Below are 18,621 nucleotides of genomic sequence, written 5' to 3'. Positions count from 1 at the left end.
GGATCAAGGCGGGGGTGGGGTGGCTGCGGCACTCTGTCGCTCATGAACGCCATCACCGCCCTGGCCGTGAAGCCGGCCCCCGCCCCGTCCCATTCCCATGGTGTCGCCCACGGTGCCGCCCATGGGGTCGATGCCGCGCTGCTCGCCAAGTATGACGGGCTGCGGGTGCCGCGTTACACCAGCTATCCGACCGCGCCGCACTTCACGCCCGAGGTGAACGGCGAGGTCTATGGCGGCTGGCTGGAAGCCATCGATCCCGCGCGCTCCGGATCGCTCTACCTGCATGTGCCCTTCTGCCAGAAGATGTGCTGGTACTGCGGCTGCCACACCAAGATCGTCGCGCGCTACGCCCCGATCGCCGAGTATCTCGGCCATATGCGGCGCGAGATCGCCATGGTGGCCGACCGCATTCCCGGCCGGCTGGCGGTTCGCCACATCCATTTCGGCGGCGGCACCCCGACCATGATGGCGCCCGACGATTTCGAGGCGATGATCGCGCTGCTGCGCACCCGCTTCGACGTCGCCGCCGATGCCGAACTGGCGGTGGAGATCGACCCCCGCGCCCTGACGGCGGAGATGGCGGCGGCGCTGGGCCGCGCCGGGGTCAACCGCGCCTCGCTGGGCGTGCAGGATTTCGACGGGACGGTGCAGGAGGCGATCAACCGCGTCCAGCCGCGCGCCGTGACCGAACAGGCGCTGGCCTGGCTGAAGGAGGCCGGCATCGCCAGCGTCAACCTCGACCTGATGTATGGTCTGCCGCACCAGTCGGTGGAAAGCGTCACCCGCTCCGCCGAGATCGCGCTGGAGATGGCGCCCGACCGGCTGTCGGTCTTCGGCTACGCCCATGTGCCGTGGATGAAGACCCACCAGAAGAAGATCGACGAATCCGTGCTGGCCGACTCGCTCGGCCGCTGGGAGCAGTTCGCCGCCATCGGCGACACGCTGGCCGCCGCCGGCTACAGCGCCATCGGTCTCGACCATTTCGCCCGCCCCGGCGACGAGCTGGCGGTGCAGCAGGAGGAAGGGCGGCTGGGCCGCAACTTCCAGGGCTACACCACCGACGACGCCGAGGTTCTGCTGGGCTTCGGCTCCTCCTCCATCGGCGCGCTGCCGCAGGGCTATGTGCAGAACGCCGTGCCTTTCGACCACTATGCCGCCGCCGTCGAGGAGGGCCGCCTGCCCACCGGCAAGGGCATCGCGCTGACCCGGGACGACACGGTGCGGCGCGACCTGATCATGCGGCTGATGTGCGACCTGTCGGTCGACACCGCCGCCATCGCCCGTGCCCACGGGTTGGCCGAGTCCGCCTTCGACGCCGAACTGGAGGGCATGGCCGATCTGGTCGCCGACGGCGTCGCGGTGGTGGAGGGGCGCCGCGTCCATGTGCCGGAGAGCGCCCGTCCCCTGATGCGCATCGTGGCTGCCCGCTTCGACACCCACCTGTCCAAGGGCGCCGGCCGGCATAGTCGGGCGGTTTGAGGGGCGGGCGGTTTGAGGGCCGGGCGGTTTGAGGGCCGGGCGGTCTGAGGCGGCCCGCGTTCCGGGGAGCGCGCTTCAAAAAGAAAAGGCGGCCGGCGCCACCCGCCGACCGCCTTCTCCCGTGCCGCGCATCCGAACCCACACGTTTACGCGGCAACCTCGTTGATGCCCTGCATCAAAGTCCGCAGCATGTCGCCGCTGAGGCGGTTGGAGGTCACGCCGCCTTTCTGCTGCGCGGTCCCGCCATAGGCGGCCATCTTCTCTTCTTCCGAGACATAGCCGTCCTGGTTGGTGTCCAGCGGATCGTAGCTGGTCGTGCCGCCCGCAGACGCCGAGGCGGTGCCGCCCGACGACGATGAAGAGGTCGATGACGTCGACGAGGTCGTTGCCGTCGATGACGTGCTGCTGTCCGAACCGCTTGCCGAGCGGCTGTCGTTCGCGGGCGGCGGCGGTGGCGGCGGACGGTTGGCTTCCGCCTCTTCCAGTGCGCTGGTCAGTTCGTCTTCCGAGATCGTGCCGTCCTCGTCGCTGTCGAGGCTGCTGAACAGCTCAGAGGCGTCGGTGTCGGTCTGGCCGGCGGAGGTCAGGGCGGAGGACAGCTCATCGGCGCTGACACCGCCGCTGCTGTCGCTGTCCAGGCTGGAATAGAGGTTCTGCGCGAACTGCTGCCGCATCGCGCCCGCCTGCTCCTGTGCCGCCAGCAGGGCGCTGCCGCTGCCATAGTCGAACTGGCTGGAGAAGGAACTGAACTCCGTCGCGCTGAGCGATCCGTCGCTGTCGCTGTCCAGGCTTTTGACCAGGCTGTCGACCGCTGAGGACAGCTTGGAACTGTCCGATGCGGCCGAGGTCTCGCCGAGCGCGCTCAGCAGTTCGTCCGTCGTCAGCGACGAGTCGCTGTTGGCGTCGGCCTTGGAGAAGAATTTCTGCAGCGTCGCGGCGCTGCCGGAACTGCCGAGGGAGGAAATCATGGCCCGATGCCCCCTTGATTTGCCGGCGTAATCCGCCGTCGTGAAGGATTGCCGTCTTGGCGCGGACGGTCTCCGGCCGGGCCGGCGGGCTCGTCTCGGGCGTCTCGACGATCAAGATACGCGGGCCGGCGGGGACTCCTGCGCAGGGGGGCTGCGGCGAAACAGGCAATTTCACTAAGAATTTTCGATACCGGCCCCGCCTCTTCGATCCGGCCGGTCCAAAAAGCGCATAGCGATCCCGGTTGCACTGCGGTGGCGAAAAGGAGCCTGCCTCCTGTATGGTCGCGCCGAAGGCCCCGCAGGCCTTTTCCTGCCTTCACTCTGCCCCCTTCAAGGTGAGCGATGATCCGGCGTTTGCGTACCCTTCCGCTGATGGTGGCCCTGGTCACGCTGACGGTTCCCGGCTGCATGCCGTACCAGCGCATTCCCAACCCGCCGACCGTGCGCACCGCGCCCGATACCGGGGCCGGGCTGGAGCCCATGTATGGGGAATGGCAGGTGGACAGACCGACACCGGTCTATGCAAAGCCCGCCGCCGGGTCGGGTGTCGTCGCCACGCTGGGCGCCGGGCAAGCGGTCAGCACGCTGGGCCGGGTGCGCAACAGCGATTGGGTCGCGGTGAAGGCCGGCGGCTCCACCGCCTATGTCCGGCTGCATCTGTTGAGCCTGAAGGGCAACACGCCGCGCGGCAGCCGCGGAACCTCCACCACCCTGGAAAAGCCCGTCGACAATGCGGGTCCGACCATCAAGGCCGCACCGCGCGGCAAGATCGGCGCCACCCCCATCGCCAACTGACCTTTCCGGCTCATCCGGTCTCAGGACAAGACAGGAGTCTCGGACTCCCCCTCGGCAAGGCCCCGTGATAGAACATATCAGGAACATATGCCTGTCGAGCGGAGCCGAGTCATGTCCACCCTGCCATCCCCCTCCGTGCCAGCGGACTCTGCGCCGCGCGACCGTGCCGGCGTGCTGGCCGACCTGCGCGCGCGCATCCGGCGGATCGAGGGGGCGGGAGGGGAGGGCGGGCGGACGCTGCCGTTCGGGGTGGAGGCGATCGACGCGCATCTGCCCGACGGCGGCCTGCCGCTGGGCTGCCTCCATGCGGTGACGGCAGAGGATCCGGGGGCGGGCACCGGCTTCGCCGCGACCCTGCTGGGCCGGTTGGCGACGCCGAAGGCACCGGCCTTGTGGATCCTGCGGGGGCGCGACCTCTATGCGCCGGGTCTGGCGGCCTATGGGCTGACGCCGGACCGGCTGGTGGCGGTGCGCGCGGTGCGGGCGGTGGACGCGCTGTGGGCGATGGAGGAGGCGCTGCGCTGCTCCGCCCTGTCGGCGGTGCTGGGCGAGTTGGAGGGGCTGGACCTCACCGCCAGCCGGCGGCTGCAGCTGGCCGCCGAGTCGTCGGGGGTGACCGGTTTCCTGCTGGGTCTCGGCGCAGGCATGCCGGGCCGCCGGGGCGGAAGGCCGGACGGGCTCAGTGCCGCGGTGACGCGATGGCGGCTGGATGCCGCACCCAGCCGGGATGAGGAGGAGGACGAAGCTCCGCGCCCGGCCGGAGGCCTGCCGGGATTGGGAGCGCCGCGCTGGTCCGTCGCGCTGGAACGCTGCCGTGGCGGCCGTCCGGGCCGCTGGACCCTCGTCTGCGACGAGGAAGGCTGGCGCGATGCCGGGAACCCCAAGGCGGCAAACCAGTGGCGGATGTCCGACATCCGACAGTCAGGCCGGGAAAGCGGCCTGTCGGATCACCGCCCGGCTGCCGCCGGCCGGTGAGTGCCGTCAGGAGCTGCCGCTCAGTAGTCGGTGGCCCAGTCGGGCTCGCGGCGGGCGGCCTGTTCCGAGTCGTCCGGCTCGGTCATCCAGCGGGGATCGTCAGCGTCCAGCGGCGCGTAGAGCGGCAGCTGGCGGGCGAATTCCGCGCTTTCGGCATCGCGGCGCTGCTTCAGCAGGCGGTCGGCAAGGTGGGCGGGCAGCATGGCAGGTCTCCTTCTGAGCGCCGGATGGCACCGCGGATCGGCCTGACAAAGGCCGGTCCTGGCCCACCCGTCGTCCTGTTTGCCTGGATACTAACTACGCAAGTTCCAGGCCAGCTGTTAAGCGCGTCACACGAGGTCCATGACACACGACTAAGTCTCTACAAACGGTTTATACGAAGCCACTTCGAACCCAGATGAACCGGTATGACACGGGGTGTGTTGGGGGGATCTGTCGTACATGCCGTGGCGGCGGTCACCGTTCGGTCGGCAGCCGCCGCTCTGCGAGTGAGATGTGTTCCCTTCCGCGCCATTCCAACCCATATTCGCGGCCAATCCTCTTCAAGGAATGCGTACCTCCCATGCACAGCGCCCCCGCACCCGAGTCCTGCCCCACCTGCCTAAAGCCTAATCATCTGTGCATTTGCGAGGCAGTGCAGCCGATCGACAACGGCGTGTTCCTGCTGATCCTGCAGCACCCGCAGGAGAAGCGGGAGAATCTCGGCACCGCCCAGATCGCCCATCTGCAGTTCGCCAATTCGATGGTGAAGGTCGGGCTGAGCTGGCCGGGGCTGAAGCGCATCCTGGGGCGCGAGGTCGATCCCAAGCGCTGGGGCGTGCTGTATCTCGGCCCGGTGAAGGAGGGCGGCGCCCCGCGGGCCGAGGTGGCGGTGGTCGACAAGAACGGCCAGCCCCTGCGCGACAGCGCCGAGATCCTGGAGGAGCTGGAGGGCGTCATCGTCCTGGACGGCACCTGGAGCCAGGCCAAGACCCTGTGGTGGCGCAATGCCTGGCTGCTGAAGTGCCGCCGCATCGTGCTGAACCCGCAGTTCCGCTCGCTCTACGGGCAGGCGCGCAAGGAGCCGCGGCGCGACAGCGTCTCCACCCTGGAGGCCGGCGCCTTCCTGCTGTCGCGGCTGGAGGGCGATCAGGCGATCCTCGACACCGCGCTGAAGCCCTTCTCGCTGCTGCTGAAGAAGCTGCGTCAGCCCCGCCCGCGCCCTGCCGCGCAGCCCCCGCGCGACGATGCCGGCGGCGCTGCGGATGGCGAGGATGGCGGCGAGGGCGGCGGGGAGGACTGATCTCCTTCGGTGCATCTCCTTCGATCGGGCGTGCCGATGCAACGAACCGGCGGCTCGGCCGTTGACGATGGGTGAGAGGGCCGGGACCGAACCGGCCGCGACATCCATCAGAGCGAAGGAAGGAGACGCGCCGTGCGAGGCATCCTGCTGTGGCTGGTCGGCATTCCGATCCCGATCATCATCCTGCTGTACCTGTTCAACATTCTCTGACCCGATTCCCTTACTGGGCAGGCTTGCCTGCAAAAGGCACGCATACGAACGGTTGCCGGGTTGACGGGGGGGCGGCGCGGGGTGCCAAATGCGGGCCCCGACCCCGCGCTTCCCCCCTTATCCGCAATCGAACGAGAGAATGATGGCCAGCGATTTCGTTCCCTTCGGCCTGACCGTCTGCGGTCTCAGCGAGCTTTGCAATTTCGGCGGCGGCAAGGTCAGCCATGTGCTGTCCATCCTCGACCCCGAGATGACGGAGCCGAGCGACTTCGGCGATTACGGCGAGCATGAGCGGCTGGAACTGCGCTTCCACGACATCATCGAGCCGACCCGCGGCCAGATCGCGCCGGAACGCGCGGACGTGGAGCGCATCCTGGCCTTCGGCCGCGACCTGCTGGCCGAACCGGTGGACTGCCGCCATCTGCTGGTCCACTGCCATGCCGGCGTGTCGCGCTCCACCGCCGCCCTGACCATGATCCTGGCCCAGGCCCAGCCCGACCGCCCGGCCGCCGACGCGGTCGCCGCCGTGGTCGCCATCCGCGCCCAGACCTGGCCCAACCTGCGCATGACCGAATTCGCCGACGACATCCTCGGCCGCCGGGGCGAACTGGTCGCCGCCGTGCGCCAGCGCCATGTCACGCTGGGCAAGCAGCGCCCCGAACTGGTCCAGTTCATGATCGACAACGGCCGCATCCGCGAGGTCGAGGATCTGATCGACTGAGGAACCGGACGACTGGAAGGGGGGCCGGTCGCCGCTTTTCCCGTCTTTGCCTTACCGCAGCGGGTAGGTCACCACGTCGACCGAGGTTTCGGCCACCGTCCCGGCGATGTCCACGGCGGTGCCGGCAAGGTTGGCCGCACCGCTGGCCACGCCGGTGACGGCACCGCAGCCAGCCAGCGAACCGCCCAGCAGCAGCAGGACGGCGACGGGGACAAGGCGGAGCCTGAGGGGGCGGCGGGACATGGCGTCCTCCAGGAACGAGAGCCCAAAAACGAAATCGGCGGGAATTGCAGCACGCAATCCCCACCGATTCGTTAATTCAGGCTTTTAGCGCAAAGACCGATTTGTCCCCGCCGCTCAGAACTCCTTCCAATCGTCGTCGTCGCTGACGCTGTGCTTCAGCACCGGGACCGCCGCCGCCGTGCCGCGCGCCGGGGCGTCGGTGCGGGCAGCGGGCTTGGCCGCGACATGGCCGTGGGCGGTGCCGGCGCCGCGGGCGGCAGGCTTCGCCGCCGGCTTGGCGGCCGTAGCGCGCGCCGGGGGCTGGTTGGAGGTCTGGGGCGGGGGGCGGCGGGTGGTCGGGGCGGAGTAGGCGCCGGTCATGGCGTGGGGTGCCGCGGCATAACCATAGCCGGCCGCCTGTTCGAACTTGAAGAAGCCGACCAGCGCCTTCAGATCGCCGGCCTGACCGCTCATCGCCTGGGCGGCGGCGGTGGTCTCCTCCACCAGGGCGGCGTTCTTCTGCGTCATCTCGTCCATGTTGGCGACCGTCGAGTTGATCTCGTCCAGCGCCGTCGCCTGCTCGGCCGAGGCCGAGGCCATCTCGGCGATCAGGGTCGCCACCTGCTGCACGCCCGACACGATGCCCTGCAATGCCTCGCCGGCCTTGCTGACCAGATCGACGCCGTCCTTGACCTGGGCGTCGCTGTCCAGGATCAGGCCCTTGATCTCCTTCGACGCCTGGGCGGAACGCTGGGCGAGCTGCCGCACCTCCTGCGCCACCACGGCGAAGCCGCGCCCGGCATCGCCGGCCCGCGCCGCCTCGACCGCCGCGTTCAGCGCCAAGAGGTTGGTCTGGAAGGCGATCTCGTCGATCACCCCGATGATGTCGGTGATCTTGCGGCTCGATTCCTCGATCCGGCGCATCGCCTCGATGGCCGATCCGGCGACGCCGCCGCCCGATTCGGCGGAGCTGCGGGCCTGGGTCGCCATCACGTTGGCACGCTGGGCGTTGTCGGCGTTGGAGCGCACGGTCGCCCCCAGCTCCTCCATGCTGGCTGCGGTCTCCTCCAGCGAGGAGGCCTGCTGCTCGGTGCGGTCGGCGAGGTCGGAGGAGCCGAGCGACACCTCGGCGGCGGCGGCGGCGATGGTCTCGGCCGCCTGGGTGATCTGCCCGACGATCTCGGCCAGCCGGGTGGAGGTGGCGTTGACGTCGGTCTTCACCCGCTCGAAGGCACCCTGGTAGTCGCGGGTGACGCGGCGGTTCAGGTCGCCCTGGGCCAGCGCGCTCAGCACCTCGCCCAGGTCGGCGATGACCGCCTCCACCGTGTCGGTCAGGCGGTTGATGCCTTCCGACATCGTCCTGTAGAAGCCGTCCTTGCCGGCCAGATCGATGCGGCGTTCCAGGTCGCCCTTCGACACGGCGTCGATCAGGCCGGCGATCTCCTCGCCGATGGCCTGTTCGCGGGCGCGCTGGGCCTCGGCGGTGCGGCGTTCGGCCTCCAGCCGTTCGCGCTCGGCCTCGTCCATCCGCTTCTTCTCGATGGCGTTCTCCTTGAACACCAGGACCGCCTTGGCCATGCGGCCGATCTCGTCGCGGTTCTCCAGGGCCGGGACGTCGACGGCGAGGTTGCCGGCTGCCAGTTCGGTCATGGTGCCCGTCATCTGGACCACCGGGCGGACGATGGAGCGCGCGGTGACCAGGGCGATCAGGATGCCGAGGGCGAAGGCGCCCACCGCCATGCCGATCAGCAGGGTGGAGGTGTTCTCCATATCGGTCTGCGCGCCGGTCAGCACCGTCTTGCGCGCATCGGACTGCGCGACGATGGTCTTGCCCGCGAGCGACGCGAACTCCTCCGCCTCCTTCGGCATGACGCCGAAGGCAAGCGACTGGGCGTCGCGGATGGCGGCGATCACACGCTTCAAGCTCTCCCGATAGCGGGCCGCAGTCTGCGCCGACTCCTCGGCGGACCGCTTCAGGGCCGGGTCGGTCAACCGGGCCGTCAGCGCGTCGAAGCTATTCAGAAAGCCATCCATGCGGTTTTGCGCCTCGTCGGCCCACTTGTCGGCGGGATCGGTCAGGAAGCGCTGCGCGCTGAGGCGGGCGAGGATCAGCGTTTCCAGGGCTTGGCCGGCATAGGCGGCGGTTTCGAAATCGCCGGCGGCGATGCTGTTGGCGATGACCTTGCTCAATCCCTCGCGCGCCTTGACGCCCTGCGGCATCATCTCGTCCGCCACCAGCCGGTCGCGCTGCTCGCGCAGCTTGACCAGCTGGGTGAAGTGGGCGCCATAGCTTTCGAGCTGTTCTATCATCCGTTCGATGTTGGCACGTCGGCCCGCATCCAACGTGGCATCCCGGCTGGCGCGCAGCATTTCGGTCAGCTTTTTCTGCTGCTGCTGAATCGGTGCGACGACTGCCGTGTTGCCGGTGAAGGAATAATTCAGCGCATTGCGCCGCATGTCCGAAAATGAACCGTCGATGTCGGAGAGCAGAAGCGAGTTGTCCGAGATCGAAGCGTAGCGATTGAAACCCGCTTCCAACGTCGATAGTGACCTGACGCCCAGCGCGGCCACCAGGACAAGGAGGGCGAGAATCAGAAGGAAACCCACCTGGATGCGGGTTCCCACCTTGAATCGGCCGGCGAAGCTGGCGTTCTGCATGGTCAAATGCCTTGGTCTGCGGTGCGAATCGAACGCGATACGCCCGGCAGGGTAGAGGAAGATGGTTTCCAGTCCGTTGCCATCGCGACAGGAAATGCACCGCAGGCTGTTCAGGGCAGCGCCAAAAACGTGCCAAAGCGGTGACATGCCCCTTTGACGATGCTGCACGGATCCCTAGGTTAGGTCGCCTGATCCCAATCCGTTGTGATGGCTGTTCGGAACGGCGCCATCTCCGGCACGATTTTCCGAACAATCCCCGAGACCTGAACAGACCGATGCGCCGCAGCCTTCCGCCAAGCCCCCCGGCCAGCCCCGATTCCAGCGCCTTCTCCCGTCCTTCCGGCGATCTGCGCGCGGCGATCCGCTCGCTCGCCCCCTATATCTGGCCGCAAGAGTCCCTGGAAACGCGGGCGCGGGTGGTGCTGGCGATGCTCCTGCTGGTGGGGGCGAAGGTCGCCAACGTCTATGTGCCGATCTTCTACAAGCATGCGGTGGACGCCCTGACGCCGGCCGGCGGGGCAGGAGCGGGGGCGGATGCGATCGTCGCCATCCCCCTGGGACTGATCGTCGCATACGGCCTTGCCCGCGTCACTTCGCTGGTCTTTGCCGAGCTGCGCGACGCCGTCTTCGCCACGGTGGCGCAACGGACCATCCGCAAGGTGGCGCTGTCGGTGTTCCGGCACCTGCACGCGCTGTCGCTGCGCTTCCACCTGGAACGCCAGACCGGCGGCCTGACCCGTTCGCTGGAGCGCGGCACCAGGGCCATCGAGTCGCTCTTGCGCTACACCCTGTTCTCCATCGTGCCGACGCTGGTGGAGATCGCCCTGGTCTGCGCCATCCTGTGGAAGCTGTTCAGCGTCTGGTTCGCGCTGGCCACCTTCGTCACGGTGATGGGCTACATCCTCTACACCTTCTTCGTGTCGGAATGGCGCATCAAGTTCCGCCGCCTGATGAACGACACCGACAGCAAGGCCAACACCAAGGCGATCGACAGCCTGCTGAACTACGAGACGGTCAAGTATTTCGGCAACGAGGAGCATGAGGCCCGCCGCTACGACGCCGCGCTGCAGAGCTACGAGAAGGCGGCGGTGCACAGCCAGCAGAGCCTGTCGCTGCTGAATGTCGGCCAGTCGGCGATCATCTCGCTGGGGCTGGCAGTGGTGATGGGCATGGCCGCCAAGGGCATCGTCGACGGCACGATGTCGCTGGGCGACTTCGTTCTGGTGAACACCTATCTGCTGCAGCTCTACCAGCCCCTGAATTTCTTCGGCGTCGTCTATCGCGAGATCAAGCAGTCGCTGATCGACATCGAATCGATGGTGACCCTGCTGGCGGTCGACCGCGAGGTGGCCGACTCCCCCCATGCCAAACCGTTGGAGATCGATGGGGCGGAACTGCGCTTCGAGGCCGTGGAGTTCGGCTATGACCCGCGGCGCGCGATCCTGAAGGATGTCAGCTTCACCGTGCCTGCCGGAAAGACCGTGGCCATCGTCGGTCCGTCGGGGGCCGGCAAGTCCACCATCAGCCGGCTGCTGTTCCGTTTCTACGACGTCAATGGCGGCCGGGTGCTGATCGACGGGCAGGACCTCCGCGACGTCACCCAGGCCTCGCTGCGGGCGTCCATCGGCATCGTCCCGCAGGACACCGTGCTGTTCAACGACACCGTCTTCTACAACATCGCCTATGGCCGCCCCGGCGCCAGCCCGGCGGAGGTGGAGCGGGCGGCGAGGCTAGCCCACATCCACGACTTCATCATGGCGCTGCCCGACGGCTACCAGACCACGGTGGGTGAACGCGGGCTGAAGCTGTCCGGCGGCGAGAAGCAGCGCGTCGCCATCGCCCGCACCATCCTGAAGGACCCGGCGATCCTGCTGTTCGACGAAGCGACCAGCGCGCTGGACACCCACACGGAGCGCGAAATCCAGGCCAACCTGCGCGAGGTCAGCCGCGGCCGCACCACGCTGGTGATCGCCCACCGGCTGTCCACCGTGATCGATGCCGACGAGATCCTGGTGCTGGAGGCCGGCCGGGTGATCGAGCGCGGCCGCCACGCCGACCTGCTGGCCGCCCGCGGCGCCTATGCCGCCCTGTGGGCGCGGCAGCAGGACTCCAGCCAGGGCTCGACCGGGGGGGCGGCGCCGCTGCCCGGCCTGCTGGCGCCGACCTGACCGGGGCGCGGGGGACGGGAGCGATGGGACCGGCAAGGCAGGCGCTGCGCGCCGCGACGCGGGAAAGCCACGAGCGGCTGGACAAGGCGGCGGTGCTGCAGCCGCTGGTCCGGCCGGACATCACGGCCGGCCAGTATGCCCGCGCGCTGGGCGTGCTCTATGGCTTCAACGCGCCGGTGGAGCGGGCGCTGGGAGAGGCGTCGGGCGCGGCGCGGCTGGCGCTGCTGCGCGAGGATCTGCAGGTGCTCGGCATCGATCCGGACGCGTTGCCGGAGATGGCCGGACTGCCGCCGCTGGACAGTGCGCCGGCCCGGCTGGCGGCGCGCTACGTCCTGGACGGCTCCGCCCATGGCGGGCGGGCGATGCTGCCGGGGATCACCCGTGCGCTGGGATATGACGCCCGGCGCGGTGCCCGCTTCCTGGCCTCGGACGGGCTGGACATGGCGGGCGCCTGGAAGGCTCTGATGCTGCGGCTGGAGGAGGAGCTTGCCGACCCTGCGGCGCTGGCCGCCGCCTGCGCCGCCGCCGCCGGGCTGTTCGCGGCGCTGGAGATGTGGACGGCGGAGCAGTGGAGGAAGGAGCGGAGGGGTTGAAACTGGCGTACAGGCCCATCCCTTGCTAGGGTGCCGCACCATCCTCATCCGGGTTCTGGAGACCGCTTTCCCATGACCGCGCCCGCCTCGCGCATCTATTGCTCCGTCGACACCACCGAGATCGACGCCGCCCGCCGCATCGCCGGGCAGGTGGCCGGGGCTGTCGGCGGCATCAAGCTGGGGCTGGAGTTCTTCATCGCCCAGGGGCCGGCCGGTGTCCGCGCCGTGGTGGGCGAGGACGGGCCGCCGCTGTTCCTCGACCTCAAGTTGCACGACATCCCCAACACCGTGGCCGGAGGCGTGCGCGCTGCGCTGCCGCTGAAGCCGGCCTTCATGACCATCCACAGCTCCGGCGGTCCGGCGATGATGCGGGCGGCGGCGGAGACGGCGGCCACGGCCGGCGCCGACCGGCCGAAGATCCTGGCCGTGACCGTGCTGACCAGCCTGGACGAGGACGATCTCGGCTCCGTCGGCCAGTCGGTGCCGGTGGCCGACCAGGTGGTGCGGCTGGCGACGCTCGCCAAGGCGTCTGGGGTGGACGGCGTTGTCTGCTCCCCTGCCGAGGTTGCGCTGGTGCGCGCGGCCTGCGGTCCCGACTTCATCCTGATGGTGCCCGGCATCCGCCCGGCCTGGGCCGCCACCAACGACCAGAAGCGTTTCATGACCCCGGCGGAGGCTCTGGCCGCCGGCGCCGACCATCTGGTCATCGGCCGTCCGATCACCGCCGAACCCGACCCGGCCGCCGCCGCCCGCCGCATCGTCGCCGAGATCGAGGCCAGTTCCGGAGGGACCGCATGACCGTCGCCGCCAAGATCTGCGGACTGAGCGAGCCCGAAAGCCTGCGCGCCGCCGTCGCCGGCGGCGCACGCTATGTCGGCTTCGTCTTCTACCCGCGCAGCCCGCGCGCCATCGCCCCGCCGATGGCGGCGGAACTGGCGCGGCTGCTGCCGACCGGCGTGCGGTCCGTCGGGCTGTTCGTCGATCCCGACGACGAGTTCCTGGAGCATGTGACCGGGCAGGTCCCGCTCGACCTGATCCAGCTGCATGGCGCCGAGACGCCGCGCCGCATCGCCGAGATCAAGGCGCGCTATGCCCTGCCGGTGATGAAGGCCGTCAGGATCGGCGGGCCGGAAGACCTGACCGTGGCGATGGAGGCGGCGGAGGTCGCCGACCGGCTGCTGTTCGACGCCAAGCCGCCGGCCAGGGTGTCGGCGCTGCCCGGCGGCAACGGCATCGCCTTCGACTGGACGATCCTGGCCGGGCGCAGCTGGCCGCGCCCCTGGATGCTGTCGGGCGGGCTGACGGCGGAGAATGTCGCGGAGGCGGTGCGCGTCACCGGCGCCACCGAGGTCGACGTGTCGTCCGGCGTCGAGGACCGCCCCGGCCACAAGGACCCGGCGCTGGTCCGCGCCTTCCTGTCGGCGGTCGCCGGGCTCTAGGGTCGATTTTTGCCCGATAGCGGCCTGTTTTAGACGAATGCTTCGGCTTATCTTGATCGCATGGCGGGACTCCGCGCCGTCGGGTAGGATGCGCCCATGAGCGATTCGACCACTCCATCCACAACCGAGGCGCTCGGCGCCGTGCTCGACGAGCATCTGCGCTGGATCGGCCAGTGGCAGCGCGCCGTTTTCTATCGCGAGGGCCGCGGCGGGGAGCGGTCGTCGGCCCCGGCCTCCTTCGAGGCATGGTGTCAGGCGGCGCGCCGCGACGACCTGCTGCAGCAGCCTGCGGTGCAGAAGCTGGCCAACCTGCACGAGCAGATGCACCGGCAGGCCCGGCTGATCCTGCTGAAGGCGTCCGGCGGCGAGCCGCCGACCGAGGCCGAATATGAGGGGGTGATCGGCCGCTTCGAGGAGTTCATGCTGCATCTGCGCCGGATGGAGCGCGCCTTCGCCGCCGCCGCCTCCGGCCTGGACCCGCTGACCGGCCTGCGCACCCGCCGCGGCATGAACGAAGCGCTGGAGCGCGAGCACAACCGCTACAGCCGCACCGGCCAGCCCTTCTGCGTCGCGCTGTGCGACATCGACAAGTTCAAGGGCATCAACGACAGCTACGGCCACGACATCGGCGACCGGGTGCTGGCTGCCACCGCCGCCGTCATCAGCCGCGGCGTCCGCAGCTTCGACGAGGCCTTCCGCATGGGGGGCGAGGAGTTCCTGGTCTGCCTGAAGGAGACCGGTCTGGACGAGGGGTATGCGGTGATCGAGCGGCTGCGCGTCGATTTGATGCGCTCGCCGGTGATGCTGCCCGACGGCCGGCTGGTCCCCGTCACCGCATCCTTCGGGCTGGTGGAGGCGGTCTCCGATCTGACCGTCGACGATCTGGTGGTCTGCGCCGACCGCGCGCTCTACCAGGCCAAGAATTCCGGCCGCAACCGCGTGATCCGCTACGGCATCGACCGGCCGGAGCAGAAGGCCGTTCCGGCGAAGGCGGGGCGGGGGTAGCTGGCCTGCGAGCCGGGCCGGTCAGCCCCCTTGGCCCCGGCACCCTTGGCGCGGTAGGATCGGGCCAACCCTATTGTCAGCCGCGATCCGGATTCCATGCGCACCCAGCCCGAGTTCCCCAACCTGTTCATCCTCGACCATCCGCTGATCCAGCACAAGCTGACCCACATGCGGAACAAGGAGCGGTCGACCGGCGGGTTCCGCACCCTGCTGCGCGAGATCTCGCTGCTGATGGGCTATGAGCTGACGCGCGATATCCCGCTGACCACCGAGCGGATCGAGACGCCGCTGCAGCCGATGGACGCGCCGGTGATCCTGGGCAAGAAGCTGGCCGTCGTTCCGGTCCTGCGCGCCGGGCTCGGCATGTCGGCCGGCCTGCTGGAACTGGTGCCATCGGCGCGCGAGGGTCATATCGGCCTCTATCGCGACCATGACACCAAGCAGCCGCACGAATATCTGGTGAAGCTGCCGCCGGCCGAGGGGCGGCTGTTCATCGTCGTCGATCCGATGCTGGCGACCGGCAACTCCGCCGCCCATGCCTGCGACGTGCTGAACCGCCATGGCGTGGACGATCACAACATCCGCTTCATGGCGCTGGTCGCCGCGCCCGAAGGCGTACGCCGCTTCCACGAATCGCACCCGGACGTGAAGGTCTTCACCGCCGCTCTCGACAGCCATCTGGATGAGAACGCCTATATCGTCCCCGGTCTTGGCGATGCCGGCGACCGCATGTTCGGCACCAAGTAGCACCCGGTCCATCGACTGCAGGGCGGGCGCCGCACGGCCGGCGTCCGCCCCGTTTGGCGTCATCCCCGGCGGGCCGCAACCGCTTTCCCTCCCTGCCGGCGGTGGAGCCGGACCGGCATGAACCGTATTCACGGAGAAATCGCAGGGTTATTCCGGAGTTCTTTGCCATATTCATGGGATTGTCGCCAAGTCATGGCATCCGGAAGGATGATGGCCGAGATGGTCGATGCGAGGCGCGACAGGCATCGCCGCAAAATGGGATCCAGCCGTTTTTGCACAGGTCCCATTCGGGAGCGGCTTGATTTCGATCAATGCCGGGTAGCGTGCCGGTAAGGATCATGCGATCCTCTCGATGCAACGCCCCAATGGCCTAAGCCGAATGTTACAGGGCGATGCAGCCGATCCTTAGTGGATGAACGCGAACGGGAACGCGCGATGGATTACGAAACTTTCTTCCGCAACCAGATTGCGGCGCTGAAGCAGGACGGCCGCTACCGCGTGTTCGCCAATCTGGCACGCCATGCGGGCAACTTCCCGACGGCGACCTTCCGCGATTCCAACGGGCGCGAGCGTCCGGTCACGGTCTGGTGCTCCAACGATTATCTCGGCATGGGCCAGCACCCCAGCGTGCTGAAGGCGATGCATGATGCGCTGGACCAGGTCGGCGCCGGTGCCGGCGGCACGCGCAACATCTCCGGAAACAACATCTACCATGTGCTGCTGGAACGCGAACTGGCCGACCTGCACCATAAGGACGCGGCGCTGCTCTTCACCTCGGGCTATGTGTCGAATGACGCGACGCTGACCACGCTGGGCAAGATCCTGCCCAATTGCGTGATCCTGTCGGACGCGCTGAACCACAACTCGATGATCACCGGCATCCGCAATTCCGGTGCCGAAAAGCACATCTTCCGCCACAACGACCCCAAGCACCTGGACGAGCTGCTGTCGGGCATCGCCCCCGGCCGTCCCAAAGTGGTGGCGTTCGAAAGCGTCTATTCGATGGACGGCGACATCGCCCCCATCCATGACCTGTGCGACGTCGCCGACAAGCACGGCGCCATGACCTACCTGGACGAGGTGCACGCCGTCGGCATGTACGGCGCCCGCGGTGCCGGCGTGGCCGAGCGCGATGGAGCCATGGACCGGCTGACCATCATCGAAGGCACGCTGGGCAAGGCCTTCGGCGTGCAGGGCGGCTACATCACCGGTTCCAGTGCGCTGATCGACTGCATCCGCAGCTTCGCCGCCGGCTTCATCTTCTCCACCTCGCTGTCCCCGGTGCTGGCGGCCGGTGCCCTGGCCTCCATCCGCCACCTGAAGAACAGCCAGACCGAACGGACGATGCACCAGGAGCGCGCCGCGACGCTCAAGCGGCTGTTCACCGACGCCGGCCTGCCGGTGATGCCGTCGGTCAGCCACATCGTTCCGTTGATGGTCGGCGATGCCCATCGCTGCAAGCGCGCTTCGGACGAGCTGCTGGAGCGGCACGGCATCTACGTCCAGCCGATCAATTATCCCACCGTCCCGCGCGGGACGGAGCGGCTGCGCTTCACCCCGACCCCGCTGCACACCGATGCGCAGATGGGCATGCTGGTGGATGCGCTGCTGGACGTGTGGAGCAGGCTGGATCTGCGTCTCGCGGCCTGAATCGAAGGTCCCTGAAAAACCCCTTCGGCGGTAAGGACGTTTTGCCCTCTGGACATATGGGTCGGTCATCCCTAACTTGGGGATAGTGTTGCGACCGGTTCGCAGTTTCTTCGCTGCGGGCCGGCCGCTGCCGTGCCGCCTATTCCGTCCCTTCGTCTTTCCGGGGCATCGCCCAGGGGGTTCGCCATGTACCGTGACAACTCGCTGATGCCGAAGGAGGCCGTGCGCCTCGTCGTCCTGGGCACCCTGATCCAGGGCGGTCCGCTGCGCTATGCCGATCTGGCCGGTTCCGTGCGTCATTTCCTCGACCGCATCATGGGGCCGTCGCTGGACCTGATGGGCACCTCGCTGGAGATGCTGCGCTACGAGGGGCTGATCGAGGCGCTGGACGGCAGCGGCATGGAGGACAACGCCCTGCTCGGTCCGACTCCGGCCGGTCGGACGGAGTTCGACACGCTGATGCGCGCCAATGTCCGCGCGCCGTCGGCCGACGGGCTGAACAAGCTGGTCATCGCGCTGAAGCTGCGTTTCCTGCATCTGCTGGAGCCTGAGTCGCAGCGCGACCAGATCGACAATCTCGTGGCGCTCTGCGAAACCGAACTCGCCCGGCTGGGCGATCTGAAGCGGGCCGATGTCGGCAGCGACGTCGGCAGCGACAGCCACTTCGCCTCCTGGCTGGATCTGGATATCGCCCAGGCCGAAGACCGGCTGGCCTGGTTCCAGGGGCTGCTGGCGCGGCTCTGAGCGTGTCGTAGCAGGAATTCGTTAACGGCGGCGCGCTCCTGCATATAGGGGCGCGCCGCGTCTGTTTCGGCGCGTGGATTTGGTGTACCTTCGGGTTACCCCTCTTCCCAGCTGGAAACTGCTCCATGGCCTCGTACCTGTCGACCGACGACCTCGAAGACCGCCTGCGCATGGAGTTCGTCGACGACGCGCGCGATCGGCTGGAGATGATGAACGCGACGCTGGCGGATCGTGTGAAGGGCCAGCGCAGCGATGTCGAGACGATTGGCGTGCTGCGGCTGGCGGCCAACAATTTCAGGGGCATGGGCACCAGCTTCGGCTATCCCACCGTCAGCCTGATCGCCCATCGTCTGGAGGATTATCTCAGCGGCCTGAAGCGGCTGGATGAGAAGCAGCTGGTCGACATCCAGATCTTCATCGACCGCATCGCCCAACTGGTCGACCGCGCCGAGCAGCCGCTGCTGGCCGAGACCAACCAGATCATCCGCGCCCTGCCGGTGCGCTACGAGTTCCAGGTCACCGACGTCGAGGTCCACAACGTCGAGATCATGCTCGTCACCCCGTCGAAGGTCGTCGCCAAGAAGCTGGGGTCGGAACTGGCGGCCTGCGGGTTCCGCACCATGACGGTGACCGACCCCATCGAGTCGATCAGCCTTGCCGTCCGCGTGCCGCCGGACATGGTCATCGCGTCGATGGTGATGGACGGGCTGTCCGGCCTCGACCTGATCCGCGGCCTGCGCGCCATGAGCGTGACCCATCATGTGCCGATGGCGCTGTTGACCTCGCTGAACCTCGATCACCCGTCGCTGAAGGAGATCCCGCACGGCGTCTCCGTCATCCGTGTCGGCGAGCATTTCGGCGACGACTTCGCCGCGGTGGTGTCCAAGCACAATCTCGGCTGATCGGGCAGCCGATCGGCCGCTCCTCATCTGAACGTCATCGTCATATAGCCGCGCTTGCGCCGG

18 protein-coding genes are annotated in these 18,621 nt (G+C 68.3%); 14 read left to right on the top strand and 4 right to left on the bottom strand.

Going from position 1 to position 18,621, the window contains the following annotated elements:
- The first annotated feature begins 42 nt into the window (after positions 1-42).
- On the top strand, positions 43-1,479 hold the full coding sequence (gene hemN / locus A6A40_RS10940) for an oxygen-independent coproporphyrinogen III oxidase (protein ID WP_082860782.1): 1,437 nt from the start codon (positions 43-45) through the stop codon (positions 1,477-1,479).
- 146 nt (positions 1,480-1,625) lie between these two features.
- On the opposite strand, the gene A6A40_RS10935 is transcribed toward hemN, so the two are convergent.
- On the bottom strand, positions 1,626-2,447 hold the full coding sequence (locus A6A40_RS10935) for an EF-hand domain-containing protein (RefSeq protein WP_063635425.1): 822 nt from the start codon (positions 2,445-2,447) through the stop codon (positions 1,626-1,628).
- A gap of 342 nt (positions 2,448-2,789) precedes the next feature.
- On the opposite strand from A6A40_RS10935, the gene A6A40_RS10930 reads away from it, so the two are divergent.
- Together A6A40_RS10930 and A6A40_RS10925 are read left to right on the top strand one after the other, a co-directional pair.
- Positions 2,790-3,242 (top strand): SH3 domain-containing protein, encoded by a 453-nt coding sequence (locus A6A40_RS10930; RefSeq protein ID WP_063635424.1) that lies wholly within the window; start codon positions 2,790-2,792, stop codon positions 3,240-3,242.
- Positions 3,243-3,353: 111 nt separating this feature from the next.
- On the top strand, positions 3,354-4,217 hold the full coding sequence (locus tag A6A40_RS10925; protein ID WP_063635423.1) for an ImuA family protein: 864 nt from the start codon (positions 3,354-3,356) through the stop codon (positions 4,215-4,217).
- A 20-nt stretch (positions 4,218-4,237) separates the two neighbouring features.
- On the opposite strand, the gene A6A40_RS10920 is transcribed toward A6A40_RS10925, so the two are convergent.
- Entirely contained in the window at positions 4,238-4,420 is a 183-nt protein-coding gene (locus A6A40_RS10920; protein ID WP_014248898.1) for a hypothetical protein, read from the bottom strand.
- A 431-nt stretch (positions 4,421-4,851) separates the two neighbouring features.
- Between A6A40_RS10920 and A6A40_RS10915 the strand changes: the two genes are divergently transcribed.
- Complete coding sequence (locus A6A40_RS10915) at positions 4,852-5,499, top strand: DTW domain-containing protein (protein ID WP_236783640.1); 648 nt, start codon at positions 4,852-4,854, stop codon at positions 5,497-5,499.
- Between the two features lie 349 nt (positions 5,500-5,848).
- Positions 5,849-6,430 (top strand): tyrosine phosphatase family protein, encoded by a 582-nt coding sequence (locus tag A6A40_RS10910; protein WP_236783639.1) that lies wholly within the window; start codon positions 5,849-5,851, stop codon positions 6,428-6,430.
- A 51-nt stretch (positions 6,431-6,481) separates the two neighbouring features.
- Here the strand turns inward: A6A40_RS10910 and A6A40_RS10905 are convergent, their stop codons facing one another.
- Together A6A40_RS10905 and A6A40_RS10900 are read right to left on the bottom strand one after the other, a co-directional pair.
- Positions 6,482-6,673 carry a hypothetical protein gene (locus A6A40_RS10905; RefSeq protein WP_063635421.1) on the bottom strand — a complete coding sequence of 64 codons (192 nt, stop codon included), beginning with the start codon at positions 6,671-6,673 and terminating at the stop codon, positions 6,482-6,484.
- Positions 6,674-6,787: 114 nt separating this feature from the next.
- On the bottom strand, positions 6,788-9,310 hold the full coding sequence (locus A6A40_RS10900; protein WP_063636231.1) for a methyl-accepting chemotaxis protein: 2,523 nt from the start codon (positions 9,308-9,310) through the stop codon (positions 6,788-6,790).
- A gap of 275 nt (positions 9,311-9,585) precedes the next feature.
- Here A6A40_RS10900 and A6A40_RS10895 point away from each other — a divergent pair, with 275 nt between their 5' ends.
- The 9 genes from A6A40_RS10895 to A6A40_RS10855 all read left to right on the top strand — a co-directional run bounded on the left by A6A40_RS10895 (position 9,586) and on the right by A6A40_RS10855 (position 18,558).
- The gene (locus A6A40_RS10895) at positions 9,586-11,478 is read left to right on the top strand and encodes an ABCB family ABC transporter ATP-binding protein/permease (RefSeq protein ID WP_063635420.1); all 1,893 of its coding nucleotides are present in this window, start codon (positions 9,586-9,588) and stop codon (positions 11,476-11,478) included.
- 23 nt (positions 11,479-11,501) lie between these two features.
- On the top strand, positions 11,502-12,071 hold the full coding sequence (locus A6A40_RS10890; protein WP_063635419.1) for a biliverdin-producing heme oxygenase: 570 nt from the start codon (positions 11,502-11,504) through the stop codon (positions 12,069-12,071).
- 72 nt (positions 12,072-12,143) lie between these two features.
- Positions 12,144-12,869 (top strand): orotidine-5'-phosphate decarboxylase, encoded by a 726-nt coding sequence (pyrF, locus tag A6A40_RS10885; protein WP_063635418.1) that lies wholly within the window; start codon positions 12,144-12,146, stop codon positions 12,867-12,869.
- Positions 12,866-13,510 carry a phosphoribosylanthranilate isomerase gene (locus A6A40_RS10880; RefSeq protein WP_063635417.1) on the top strand — a complete coding sequence of 215 codons (645 nt, stop codon included), beginning with the start codon at positions 12,866-12,868 and terminating at the stop codon, positions 13,508-13,510. The genes pyrF and A6A40_RS10880 overlap by 4 nt, the downstream gene beginning before the upstream one ends.
- Before the next feature lie 96 nt (positions 13,511-13,606).
- Positions 13,607-14,515, top strand: coding sequence for a diguanylate cyclase (locus tag A6A40_RS10875; protein WP_063635416.1), 909 nt, complete (start codon positions 13,607-13,609; stop codon positions 14,513-14,515).
- A gap of 96 nt (positions 14,516-14,611) precedes the next feature.
- Positions 14,612-15,262 carry a uracil phosphoribosyltransferase gene (upp, locus tag A6A40_RS10870; protein WP_063635415.1) on the top strand — a complete coding sequence of 217 codons (651 nt, stop codon included), beginning with the start codon at positions 14,612-14,614 and terminating at the stop codon, positions 15,260-15,262.
- A gap of 435 nt (positions 15,263-15,697) precedes the next feature.
- The gene (hemA, locus tag A6A40_RS10865) at positions 15,698-16,912 is read left to right on the top strand and encodes a 5-aminolevulinate synthase (RefSeq protein WP_063635414.1); all 1,215 of its coding nucleotides are present in this window, start codon (positions 15,698-15,700) and stop codon (positions 16,910-16,912) included.
- A gap of 186 nt (positions 16,913-17,098) precedes the next feature.
- The gene (locus A6A40_RS10860; RefSeq protein WP_063635413.1) at positions 17,099-17,656 is read left to right on the top strand and encodes a hypothetical protein; all 558 of its coding nucleotides are present in this window, start codon (positions 17,099-17,101) and stop codon (positions 17,654-17,656) included.
- 125 nt (positions 17,657-17,781) lie between these two features.
- Entirely contained in the window at positions 17,782-18,558 is a 777-nt protein-coding gene (locus A6A40_RS10855; protein WP_063635412.1) for an Hpt domain-containing protein, read from the top strand.
- Positions 18,559-18,621 lie beyond the last annotated feature (63 nt).

Origin of the sequence: Azospirillum humicireducens (assembly GCF_001639105.2) — a bacterium.
In the GTDB taxonomy this organism is placed as follows: Bacteria; Pseudomonadota; Alphaproteobacteria; order Azospirillales; family Azospirillaceae; genus Azospirillum; species Azospirillum humicireducens.
This window is presented reverse-complemented; position numbering and strand designations above follow the sequence as displayed.

Bases quoted from the DNA above. Each gene is read 5' to 3' on its own strand.
- A6A40_RS10895 (WP_063635420.1), top strand. From the start codon at position 9,586: ATGCGCCGCAGCCTTCCGCCAAGCCCCCCGGCCAGCCCCGATTCCAGC.
- A6A40_RS10930 (WP_063635424.1), top strand. From the start codon at position 2,790: ATGATCCGGCGTTTGCGTACCCTTCCGCTGATGGTGGCCCTGGTCACG.
- A6A40_RS10900 (WP_063636231.1), bottom strand. From the start codon at position 9,310: ATGCAGAACGCCAGCTTCGCCGGCCGATTCAAGGTGGGAACCCGCATC.
- A6A40_RS10860 (WP_063635413.1), top strand. From the start codon at position 17,099: ATGTACCGTGACAACTCGCTGATGCCGAAGGAGGCCGTGCGCCTCGTC.
- hemA (WP_063635414.1), top strand. From the start codon at position 15,698: ATGGATTACGAAACTTTCTTCCGCAACCAGATTGCGGCGCTGAAGCAG.
- A6A40_RS10905 (WP_063635421.1), bottom strand. From the start codon at position 6,673: ATGTCCCGCCGCCCCCTCAGGCTCCGCCTTGTCCCCGTCGCCGTCCTG.
- A6A40_RS10890 (WP_063635419.1), top strand. From the start codon at position 11,502: ATGGGACCGGCAAGGCAGGCGCTGCGCGCCGCGACGCGGGAAAGCCAC.
- A6A40_RS10880 (WP_063635417.1), top strand. From the start codon at position 12,866: ATGACCGTCGCCGCCAAGATCTGCGGACTGAGCGAGCCCGAAAGCCTG.
- A6A40_RS10920 (WP_014248898.1), bottom strand. From the start codon at position 4,420: ATGCTGCCCGCCCACCTTGCCGACCGCCTGCTGAAGCAGCGCCGCGAT.
- A6A40_RS10875 (WP_063635416.1), top strand. From the start codon at position 13,607: ATGAGCGATTCGACCACTCCATCCACAACCGAGGCGCTCGGCGCCGTG.
- A6A40_RS10855 (WP_063635412.1), top strand. From the start codon at position 17,782: ATGGCCTCGTACCTGTCGACCGACGACCTCGAAGACCGCCTGCGCATG.
- hemN (WP_082860782.1), top strand. From the start codon at position 43: ATGAACGCCATCACCGCCCTGGCCGTGAAGCCGGCCCCCGCCCCGTCC.
- A6A40_RS10925 (WP_063635423.1), top strand. From the start codon at position 3,354: ATGTCCACCCTGCCATCCCCCTCCGTGCCAGCGGACTCTGCGCCGCGC.
- pyrF (WP_063635418.1), top strand. From the start codon at position 12,144: ATGACCGCGCCCGCCTCGCGCATCTATTGCTCCGTCGACACCACCGAG.
- A6A40_RS10935 (WP_063635425.1), bottom strand. From the start codon at position 2,447: ATGATTTCCTCCCTCGGCAGTTCCGGCAGCGCCGCGACGCTGCAGAAA.
- A6A40_RS10910 (WP_236783639.1), top strand. From the start codon at position 5,849: ATGATGGCCAGCGATTTCGTTCCCTTCGGCCTGACCGTCTGCGGTCTC.
- upp (WP_063635415.1), top strand. From the start codon at position 14,612: ATGCGCACCCAGCCCGAGTTCCCCAACCTGTTCATCCTCGACCATCCG.